The sequence below is a fragment of the Aeromonas sp. 603404 genome, assembly GCF_049171775.1.
GTDB lineage: Bacteria > Pseudomonadota > Gammaproteobacteria > Enterobacterales > Aeromonadaceae > Aeromonas > Aeromonas veronii_A.
Map to the genome: position 1 here is coordinate 399249 of NZ_JAAKPE010000002.1, position 10822 is coordinate 410070.

Annotated in this window: 7 protein-coding genes; 2 read left to right on the plus strand and 5 right to left on the minus strand. The window is 61.6% G+C overall.

Annotation, left to right across the window (positions count from 1 at the left end):
- Positions 1-16: 16 nt before the first annotated feature.
- The 5 genes from G5306_RS05710 to G5306_RS05730 form a co-directional block, all read right to left on the minus strand.
- Complete coding sequence (locus G5306_RS05710; RefSeq protein WP_421312536.1) at positions 17-2170, minus strand: FAD-dependent oxidoreductase; 2154 nt, start codon at positions 2168-2170, stop codon at positions 17-19.
- A complete protein-coding gene (locus G5306_RS05715) occupies positions 2170-2751 on the minus strand; it encodes a carboxymuconolactone decarboxylase family protein (protein ID WP_021231092.1) in 582 nt (193 codons plus the stop codon). The genes G5306_RS05710 and G5306_RS05715 overlap by 1 nt, the downstream gene beginning before the upstream one ends.
- A 25-nt stretch (positions 2752-2776) precedes the next feature.
- Positions 2777-3451 carry a DUF1499 domain-containing protein gene (locus G5306_RS05720; protein ID WP_216977405.1) on the minus strand — a complete coding sequence of 225 codons (675 nt, stop codon included), beginning with the start codon at positions 3449-3451 and terminating at the stop codon, positions 2777-2779.
- A 179-nt stretch (positions 3452-3630) separates the two neighbouring features.
- Positions 3631-3909 carry a peptidylprolyl isomerase gene (locus G5306_RS05725; protein ID WP_421312537.1) on the minus strand — a complete coding sequence of 93 codons (279 nt, stop codon included), beginning with the start codon at positions 3907-3909 and terminating at the stop codon, positions 3631-3633.
- A gap of 133 nt (positions 3910-4042) precedes the next feature.
- Positions 4043-4417, minus strand: coding sequence for a hypothetical protein (locus G5306_RS05730; RefSeq protein ID WP_421312538.1), 375 nt, complete (start codon positions 4415-4417; stop codon positions 4043-4045).
- Positions 4418-4932: 515 nt separating this feature from the next.
- Here G5306_RS05730 and G5306_RS05735 point away from each other — a divergent pair.
- Entirely contained in the window at positions 4933-6708 is a 1776-nt protein-coding gene (locus G5306_RS05735; RefSeq protein WP_043818463.1) for an autotransporter assembly complex protein TamA, read from the plus strand.
- A gap of 61 nt (positions 6709-6769) precedes the next feature.
- The gene (locus G5306_RS05740; protein WP_421312539.1) at positions 6770-10570 is read left to right on the plus strand and encodes a translocation/assembly module TamB domain-containing protein; all 3801 of its coding nucleotides are present in this window, start codon (positions 6770-6772) and stop codon (positions 10568-10570) included.
- Positions 10571-10822: the final 252 nt, after the last annotated feature.

The window sequence follows — 10822 nt, forward strand, 5'->3', positions numbered from 1 at the left end:
AATGTTTCCCTGATTGTCAGGCGCCACGGCGCCAGCGGTGATAACGGGCCAGCAACGCCAGCCCCCGGGTGGGCTGGTGGGCCCGTTTCCATTCACCTGCCACGTATTTGTTCCCCTCCATCAGGGTGGGATAGGCGTGAATGGTGCCGAGGATCTTGCCAAGGCCGAGACGGTGACGCATGGCGAGCACGAACTCGGCAATCCGCTCACCGGCGTGAGTGCCCACTATGGTGGCGCCAAGGATATTATCCTTGCCCGGCACGGTCAGCACTTCGATAAAACCGTGGCGCTCCCCATCGGCAATGGCTCTGTCCAGCTCGGCCAGCTCAAAGCGGGTCGCCTCGAAAGGAATCCCCTGCGCTTCGGCCTCCTTGCGATTGAGGCCGACCCGGGCAATCTCCGGCGTGGTGTAGGTGGCCGCCGGAATGACCCGATAGTCGGCCCGAAAGCGCTTGAACTGACCAAACAGGGCATTTACTGCCGCATACCAGGCCTGATGGGCGGCAAAGTGGGTGAACTGGTAAGGGCCCGCTACGTCTCCCACTGCCAGTATGCTGGGGAAGTTGGTGGCAAGAAAGCCATCGACCGCTATGGTGCCGCGGGGGGCAAGCTCGACCCCCAACGCTTCGAGCCCGAAGCCGCTCACATTGGCGACCCGACCCAGTGCCAGCAGCAGTTGATCCCCTTCCACCACCTGTGTCTCATTGCCCCGGCGCAGTTGCAGCCGGATGGGTAGATCCCCCTTGGCTGCGGGCAGATAGTCGGCTCGTTCGGCGCGCCAGCCGGTGAGTAGCCGCACGCCATCTCGGCTCATCTGCCCGGCCAGGGCGTCGGCTACCTCTCTATCTTCGCGGGGCAGCAGTTGCTCCGAGAGTTCCACCAAGGTCACGGGAATGCCGAGCAGGGCGAAGCTCTGGGCCAGCTCGCAGCCGATAGGGCCACCGCCCAGCACCAGTAGGCGGCGCGGCGGGGTGCGCAGTTGCCAGAGGCTATCCGAGGTGAGGTAAGGCACCTGATCCAGCCCCGGCAGCTTGGGCACCAGCGGCCGGGCGCCGGTGGCGATAACGATATGGCGGCTGGCAAGGCGCTGGCCGTTAACCTCCACCTCCCAGGGAGAGACCAGCCGCGCCTCCCCTTCGATGCATTCCACTCCAAGCCCCTGATAGCGCTCTATGGAGTCGTGGGGCTCGACCTCCTTGATAACCTCAGCCACCCGCTCCATCACGGCGGCAAAATCGGCGCGGGAGTGGCTTGGGCTAAAGCCCAGCTCGTCGGCTTTACGCTGCTCTGCGGCAAAGCGGGCGCTTCGGATCAATGCCTTGGAGGGGACACAACCGCTGTTGAGGCAATCGCCCCCCATCTTGTGTTTCTCGATGAGCGCCACCTTGGCCTTCACCGCTGCCGCGATATAGCTGGTGACCAGCCCACCTGCACCGGCACCGATCACCAGCAGGTTGTAGTCGTAGCGAGCGGGTTTGCGGTAGGGGGAGAGCAAGCGGCGCAGCGCGAGCTTGTCGGTCAATTTCTTGACCAGCCAGGGCATCAGCCCCAGCAGGGTCAACGCGACCATCAGGCCGGGGGAGAGGATATTGCCGGTGCTGGTTAACTGGCCAAGCTCGCTGCCCGCCAGCACATAGACGAAGGTGCCGGGCAGCATGCCAAGCTGGCTGACCCAATAGTAGGTGCTGACTCTGATGGGGGTGAGCCCCATCAGCAGATTGACCAAAAAGAAGGGGAAGATGGGGATGAGGCGCAGGCTGAGCAGATAGAAGGCCCCCTCCTTCGCCATGCCGGACTGAAAGGTGGCCAGCTTGTCGCCAAAGCGCCGCTCGACCCAGTCGCGCAGCAGAAAGCGGGCGCTGAGAAAAGCCAGGGTTGCGCCTAGGGTGCTGGCGAAAGAGACCAGCAGTAGCCCCCAGCCGACGCCGAACACAGCGCTGCCACCCAGGGTGAGCAAGCTGGCGCCGGGTAGGGAGAGGGCGGTGCTCAGCACATAGATAAGCACGAACAGCAGGCTGGCCGAGACAAAGTGGCCGTCGACCCATTGCGCCACTGCCGCCTGCTGGGCCTGCAAGGCGTCCAGAGTGAGGTAACGGCCAAGATCGAGGGCAAAAAAGGTGCCGATAAGGCTCCCCATCACCAGTGCAAGCAGCAGGCGGGTCCGGTTCATCAGGCGTCCTTGCTGTCTGGCTGGGCAGGGCGTTCCGGTTGCACCGGCAGCTGGCAGAAGCCCTGCGGCGCGATATCGAGGGCGGCGTTGAACTTGGCCGACATGTTCTGAAATGCGATAAGGCCGGTCAGCTCCACCATGGCATCGTCGTCGAACCAGGGCTTGAGGCGGGCAGCCTGTTCATCGCTCACCCCATCGAGGCCAGTCATCGCTTCGGTATAGTCGAGCACCGCTTTTTCCCGCTCGTCAAACAAGGGGCTTTCGCGCCAGTTGGCCAGCGCCTCCACTTTCTCGCTGGAACCGGCTCTCTTTACCAAGGTCATGGCGTTGATGTCGACGCAAAAACGGCACCAGTTGAGCTGGGAGACCCGCACCGTCACCAGCGAGCGCAGCACGGGATCTATGGGGGAGCGCTTGCGGTTGATGACGCCATAGAGGGTGGCGACGGCGGCAAAGAGGCGCGGCGAGCGGCCCCAGCACTTGCCCGGAATAAGCACCTGACCATAGTTGCGCTTTTGCAGCCAGAAAAAGGGGCGGATAAACCAGGCATATTCCCGGTCGGGTTTGACCTCAACGCGCATCAGTTACCTTCTTGTTGTTTCACACTTACGGTTTCAAATTGGGTTTGTAGGCCTGGCCGAGGCGCTCGTTCAGGCGGGTCAGGAAATCCTCGATCCGCGCCCGGTTGGTGCCCAGATCGCTTTGCCCCTGACGGGAGGCTGATCGCATATCGATGCGGGTCTCTTTGGGGCCAGCAAAGACCCGCAGCGCCACATCATCCTGAAAGCCGAACCAGCCGGTGGTGACCACTGCATCCAGACCGTCGGGGCTGGGTCGTACCTGCCAGCCCAGCTCCTGCATCAGCTCCTCAGCCTCAATAACCACCTCTTCGGGGGCGGTATGGGTAAAGAGAGGACCGGGTTTTGCCTCAACTGCTTTCAGCGGGGCGCTATTTATTGGCAGATCCTGCGCGGTTCTCAGCTCTGCCGCCCAGCGTAGCTGGGGGGGATTGTAGGGATCTGTGCTCACATCGTTGATCAGCGGCATGCGCAGCGCCTGTGCCACAAAGGTCAGCGGTAGCAGCAGTGGCAAGGCGCCAAGGCCGCTGGCGTAGCGGTTGCGGCTCCAGGGTAGGCGTACCAGCAAGATCAGGGAGACAAGGGCTCCGATGAGACAGATCGCAAAACCGATCCACCAGGGCCAGAGATGAAAGCGGCTGCCGAGGGCGCCAGCGAGCGGGAGTAACCAGGCCAGCAGGGGCCACAAGCAAGAGCGGGGCATAGCACGGGATCCATCGTCGAATGTGGACAATGCCGAGAAGGATAAACTTAATTGCCTGATAACGTTAGTAAATTGATGCGAGTTTGGCGTGGTTTTGGTCAGTTTTGCGAGGGGAATGCAGAGGTCGGTGAAGCCCGCCTGACGGGAGCTTCACCGAGAAAATGGTCAGTTGCGATGACTTAGTTGCGATAGAGTACTTTGATCAGATGGAAGCCGAACTTGGTGCGCACCGGCCCCAGCACCTTGAGCAGTTCACCCTTGAAGACGGCATCGTCGAAGGGCTTGACCATATCCCCTTTATTGAACTCCCCCAGATCGCCGCTGCGTTTTGCAGAAGCGCAGGTGGAGAAGCGCTTGGCCATCAGGCCGAAGTCGGCTCCCTTCTCGATCTTCTCCTTGATCTCCAGACACTGTTTTTCGGTCTTGACCAGAATGTGCTGGGCACAGGCTTTTTTCATCGGGGCGCTCCTGGGAGTGATGGCGAAGGTTGTTAATGCCAAGTGTGGTGACAAATGGGGGCGCAAGAGTACCCCAATTTGCCACCGGCGTCAGCCATCACAGCCCACCATTTACCGGCGCTCGTCAGACTTGTTATTGGCGAGCGCGGGTGGCCAGCATGGCGCGGGGACGCGCTTGCCAGATGATCTCCAGCCCGAGCAGGGCGTAGAGGCTCCAGATGGCCAGCGGATTGAGCCACACTCCCCCCAGTTGCAGGGTCATCATGGCGCAACCTGCCAGCAGCAAGGTGACGCCCGGCAGTCGCCAGTGGGCGGGCAGGGGGGCCAGCAGCGCCATCGCCAGCAAAATGCCGAGGCCAAACGGCAGGTTCAGGGCGGTAAAGGCCAGCGCCTGCTGGCCACTCATGCCGGTCAGCAGGGCCAGCAGGGCGCTGCAACAGGCGAGAAAGGTGATGAACTCGAGACGATCGGCAATATAGTCAGCCATCTGTTCGCTACGTGCATGCATGATGTGTCTCCTTCAGTTGATGGTTCAAGTGTGAGGGAGGGACGTCTGCAAAGGCAGCGGGATAATTCGATTGCGCTGAACGAGCAATTCTTAATCACCCGCTACGGCGGGCTTTGGCGTGTGCCGGGCCTGTTAAACGGTGAGGGTGGGGCTATGCCGACAAACTCTGTCGTGGTGGGTTTCTGGTGGTAAAGAGAGGGGGGAGGGGGGACAAATGGTGCCTGACGACCAAGTGACCCTTGTTCAGGGCAGGTCAGCTCGCCCTCATCGGGAAAGCGGGCGGCGTCATTGTCACCAAAATGTGTGATTTGTGGTCAACCTCTTAAAAGATATGGTGAATTTGCCAATGGCACCGCGCTGTCGCTGGCCGATGCCTATGTTAGGATAAGGTTCGCCATTTTTCTGGCGCGCATTTTTGTGTCACGGCCATGCACGGCATGGCGTGCTGCGCCGCATTCGGGGTTGGCCCGAAAGGGCGCTGGTTTCCTTCACCACAGATTCAGGAATATTGACCTTTGACAGGATGCATTTCATCCCTGCTGGCAGGGCGTTCACTGTTCGGCCCTGCCTTTCGCCGCGGCCTGCGGGTACTGGGGGTGGGCCTGTTGCTGTCGCTGCTGGCCTCACCCGCGTTTGCCGCCAAGCTCACCTACCAGGTCAAGGGGTTGAAAGGGGAGAACAAGGATAACGTCGAAGCCTACCTCAATGCCCTGCCAGTCTATCAGGAGCGGCAATACCGCCCGGCTCGAGCCAAAATCACCGAGAGCGTGCAAAAGGCGCTGCAGGTTTATGGCTACTACCAGCCGAAAATCACCCTGAGTCGCGACAAGAAAACCCCGTCCAAAGTGGTGATTGAGGTGGACAAGGGGGAGCCGGTCATCGTCTCCCGCCTCGATATTCTGCTGGAGGGGGATGCGGGCAGCGACGAGCTTTACAGCGCCCTGTTGGACAAGTTGCCCCTCAAAGAGGGCGAGCCCCTCAACCACGCCAAATATGAATCCATCAAGGCCGATCTGGGCAGCCTCGGGCTGGCCCGCGGTTACTTTGATGCCAAGCTGAGCAAGAGTCAGGTCAAGGTGTTCCCGGACAAGGGGACGGCGGAGATCTTTATTCTGTTCGAATCGGGCCATCGCTACCGTTTTGGCGAGATCCGCTACGATGCCACTCCCGAAGCGCTTCACCTTATTCGCCCGCTTATCAACATCAAGAGCGGCGATCCCTATCTCGCTATCCGTCTGGCCGAGATGTCGCAGGATGTCTCCTCCACCAAGCTGTTCCGTCAGGTCGATATCAAGCCGGTATTGAGCGAGGCGAGCAACTATCGGGTGCCCATCGCGGTGACGCTGGATAACCGGGTCGATCACGAAATCGAGACCGGTATCGGTTATGCCACCGACGTAGGGCCGCGGATGAGTGCCACCTGGGAGAAGCCCTGGGTCAACCGCTACGGCCACCGCCTGTTTGCCACCGCCAAGGTGTCGGCGCCGGAGGCCGAGCTCAGCTTCGACTACCAGATCCCGGTGGGCAACCCGCTGCGGGACTACTACTCCATCCAGACCGGTTACCAGTACAAGGACAACAACGATACCCGATCCGATCTCACTACCATCGGTGTGCACCGCTGGACGCGGCGGCCGGAGAGCTGGGATCGGGACGTCTTTATCCGGCTGGAGAACGAGATCTATACCCAGGGCGCCGACGAGGGGAACAGCTTGCTGCTGATCCCCGGGGTCTCCTGGTCCCGACTGCGGGTGCGCGGCACCCTGGTGCCCGATTGGGGGGATCGCCAGCAACTGACGCTGGAGTTCTCCGACCCCAGATGGGGCTCCGACATCAGCTTTATGCGGGTGTGGGGACGCAGCAAGTGGCTGCGAACCCTCGGCGATAACCACAGATTCCTGATGCGGGCAGAGCAGGGGGCCATCATAGGTGACAGCTTCTCGTTGGTGCCGCCGTCTTTGCGCTTCTTTACCGGTGGCGATCAGACAGTGCGCGGCTTTGGTTACGAGAGCATCTCCCCCACCGGGCCGGATGGCAAGCTGACCGGTGGCCGCTACACCAGCGTGGCCAGTCTGGAATACAACTACCGCTTCAGCGAGAAGTGGCTGGGGGCCATGTTTGTGGATGGCGGCACCTCCACCACCGATTACAGCGAGCCCTGGAAAATAGGTACCGGCGTCGGTGTGCGCTGGGTCACCCCCATCGGCCAGGTCAGGCTGGATCTGGCGGTCGGGGTATCGGAGGAGGACAAGCCCTTGCGGCTGCATTTCGCACTGGGGCCTGAATTATGATGTTGTCTAAACGCTTTTTTCTTTGGCCGCTGCGGCTGTATCTTTCGCGGGGGTCTGCATTGTGATCTGGCTAAAACGCATCTTTCTCTGGCTGATGGGGCTGGTGTTCCTGCTGCTCATCGGCGTCAGCCTGCTGGGCTTTACCCATCAGGGCAACAAGTGGTTGTGGCAACAGGCCAAAGGGGCGCTGCCTTCCCTCAAGGGGGAGCTGGTGGCCGGTCAGCTTGGCTATGGCTGGACCCTGGAAGGGGTGGGCTGGCAGGATGAGCTGGTGGATGTCACGGTGGATCGCGCCGTGCTCGACTGGGATCTCGGCAAGTTGCTGCAGGGCAAACTCTGGATCAAATCGCTTGAAGTGACTCATCCGGTGGTGAAGGTGGCCGACTCGGAGCCTGCACCGGAAGAGCCTTCCGAACCCTTTGTCTGGCGCCCGCTGCCACTCAAAATTCAGGTCGACAGCCTCAAGGTGGCCGATCTCGATCTGGCGGTGCCCGGTGTTGCCGTGACCCTGGGGTCCCTCGATATCGGCGCCACCCTCAACCGCAAGGGGCTGATTGTACGCGGCCCGGTGCTTGATAACCTGACGGTGACGCTGGATGACGCGGCACCCGCCAGCGCAGCCAAATCTGCCAAGCAGCCAGCCGCTAACGAGAAGCAAGCCGGTGCTGCGGTGGCGCGCAACGACAAGGCCAGCGCCGAGACAGCCAAACAGGGCAAAGGGGCGCCAGCTGCAAATACGGCAAAGGCTGCCCCCATTCTCCTGCCCGCCATTCATCTTCCTTTCCCCATCAAGCTGGAAGGGGTCAGCGCGACCCGGGTGCAATATAAGCAGGGCGAGTTGATCGAAGGGCTCGACAGGTTGCTGCTGTCGGCCACTGCTGCCGACGATCGCATCGAGGTGCGCGAGCTCTCGCTGCGCCACGCCATGGCCGGTCTGGCGCTCAATGGCCACATTCAGCTAAGTGATGACTACCCGCTGGCGGTGACGCTGGATGCCAAGGCCCGCAAGGGACTGCTGGATGGCGAGCTGCAAGGGGAGCAGGCCACGCTGGCGCTGAGCGGTTCGGTCGGCAAGCTGGGGTTGGCGTTGTCGGCCAAGGGGCCGGTCGCCGCCAATCTCAGGGGCTCGCTGGCCGCCCTCGACCCGGATCTCCCTTTTGATCTGGCCCTCGACTGGAAGAGCCTCGGCTGGCCATTTCATAAGCCTGCCAAAGATGAGCCGAGCTATCGGCTGGACAAAGGGAGCCTGACTGCCAAGGGCAAGCTCTCCGGCTACCAGTTTGCCCTCAATACCTCCGGCAAGGGGACCGATGTGCCCCCCTTCAAGCTTGCGCTGGACGGGAAGGGGGATCTGGAGCGGCTCAGCAAGATCGCCTTGCAGCTCAATGCCCTCAAGGGGGAGCTCAAGCTCGATGGCAAGCTCGCCTGGAACAAGGGGATCGAGTGGCAGGGAACCACCCTGTTCAAGGGGATCAATCCGGCCGAGCTGCTGCCCGAGCTGAAAGGGACGCTGGCCGGTGAGCTGGAGAGCCGTTTCGTGATGAACGAAGCGGGCCACTGGGAGCTGAAACTGCCCAAGCTCAAGGTGGATGGCAAACTCAACCAGTATCCGCTGGCCCTCAAGGGGGAGCTTAGCGGTAACGACAAGATGGAGTGGCTGATCCCGACGCTCTCGCTGCAAAGTGGCCCCAACCAGTTGCAGGCCAAGGGCAGTATCAGCAGCGCCCAGTGGAAGCTCGATGCCAACCTGCTGGCTCCCCAGCTGGGGGGCATCTATCCCGGCCTGAAAGGGGATATCAAGGGACAGGTGAAGGTCAGTGGCAATCAGCAGACGCCAAAAATCGATGCGGATCTCGCCTCCGAGCGGCTCTACTATGCCGGCACCGACATGAAGGGTATTAGCCTCAAGGGCAATGCGGCGATCGGCGCCAAACCGGCCGGTGATCTCGCGTTGTTGGTGGCGCAGTTGAAACAGGGCGAAACCAAGCTCAGCCAGCTTGCCCTGAACCTCAGCGGCGATATCAGTCAACATCTGTTGACCCTGACCATGAAGGGTGACCCTGTTGCGGCCAACCTCAAACTGGGTGGCGGCGTGCGCGGGGATCACTGGCGCGGGGCGCTCTCCGAGTTGCGGCTGAAAACCCCGCTGCGCCGTTGGGACTTGAGCTCCCCGTGGGCACTGGATCTCGATCTGCCGCGTCAGCGTCTGGCGATGGGGGATCTCTGCCTCGGCTCCCAGGGGGCCAGCCTCTGCGTCAAGGGGAGTCAGGTTTCCGCTGCCCAGGGGACTCTGGAGTTTGCCCTGAGCGAGTTTGATCTCAAGCGGCTGCGCCCCTGGTTGCCGGACAACTTCCGCTGGCAGGCGATGCTCTCGGCCGATGGGCGTGCCAGCTGGCGTGGCAATCAGCCGACCCTGCATGCGGTGGTACGCACCACGCCGGGCACTTTTGTGGCAGATGGCCTCAAGACCGACTATCAGCAGCTGGCTCTGGCCCTGGATTTCGAGCGGCAGCAGGCGGCCATTCGCCTCGATTTTGCCTCCAAACAGATCGGCAATATCGATACCGATCTGCTGATCAGGGAGCCTGCCGGTCGCGGTCTGCTCGGTGGTCAGCTCAAGTTTGACGATCTCAAGCTCAATACCTTCGCGCCGCTCATCCCTGAGGTGCGCTCCCTGCAAGGGATCATCTCCGCCGATGCCCGTTTCGACGGCACGCTTGCGGCGCCCCTGCTGTTTGGCCAGCTCAACCTGCGTGACGGTGAAGTGCAGACTCACTCCGATATGGTGACCCTGACCAAGCTGGTGACCCGCCTCAAGATCGAGGGCAATCGCGCCGAGCTCGATGGCTCCATGCTGGTGGGCAAGGGGCCGCTGGCACTGGGAGGCTGGCTCAGCTGGGCCAAGATGCCGGTCAGCGGCAGCCTCACCATTCAGGGCAAGGATCTGGAGGCGCAATATCCAGGCATGGGCCGGGTCAGAGTCTCGCCCGATATCGCGGTGTCGCTGGGTGAGGAGACCCGCATTACCGGTCAGGTGGATATTCCCTGGGCGCGCATTCTGGTCAAGAGTCTGCCGGATTCGGCGGTGGCGGTCTCCGATGATGTGACCGTGGTCTATGACGATCTGCCCCCTGCTCCCAAGCAGGCAAGTCTGCCGCTGGCGATGAAGGTGGCGATCCGCCTTGGCAACGATGTGAAGCTCGATGCCATGGGGTTGAAGACCGATGTCTCCGGTGGCCTCAATATCCGTCAGGATCCCGAGAAACCGCTGGCAGGCAACGGCCAGCTGGTGCTGACCAACGGCCGCTTCAAGGCCTATGGTCAGAACCTCATCATCAAGGAGGGGCGGATCCTCTTCTCCGGTCCGCTGGATCGGCCGTTCCTCAACATCGAGGCCAACCGGGATCCCGATACCATCGAGGGTCAGGTGACGGTCGGGGTGCGGGTGACTGGCCCTGCCAGCAAGCCGGAGATCACTGTCTACTCCGAACCGCAGATGGCGCAGTCGGAACAGCTCTCCTATCTGCTGCGCGGCAAAGGGTTGCAGACCGGCGGTGAGGATGGCGGTTTCAACGGCCTGCTGGTAGCCGGCGCGGTGAGTCAGGCCAACGGCGTGGTGTCGAGCATCGGCGAGTCGCTGGGGATGAGCGATGTCTCCCTCGATACGGCGGGCAGTGGTGACAACACCCAGGTGACTCTGTCTGCATATCTGCTGCCGGGCCTGCAGTTCCAGTACGGGGTCGGGGTCTTCAGCCCCATCGCCGAGTTCAAGCTGCGCTACGAGGTATTGCCACGGCTCTATCTGCAGGCGATGAGCGGGGTGGCTCAGGCGGTCGATATCTTCTATCGCTTTACTCTGTAACGCTTCATCCCGTAACAGGGCTGATATGAATCTAAACGGGAGGCGCAGGCCTCCCGTTTTGTATTGCTCGATCGGCCGCGGGCAAGCCGTGATAAAGGTTGGCAGTGCAGAGGGAGAATGAATTGCGATGGGCCAAAAATGCGAAAACCCGGCACTAGGCCGGGTTTTCTGAATGATGGTGGAGGGAGAAGGATTCGAACCTTCGAAGGCAGAGCCGTCAGATTTACAGTCTGATCCCTTTGGCCGCTCGGG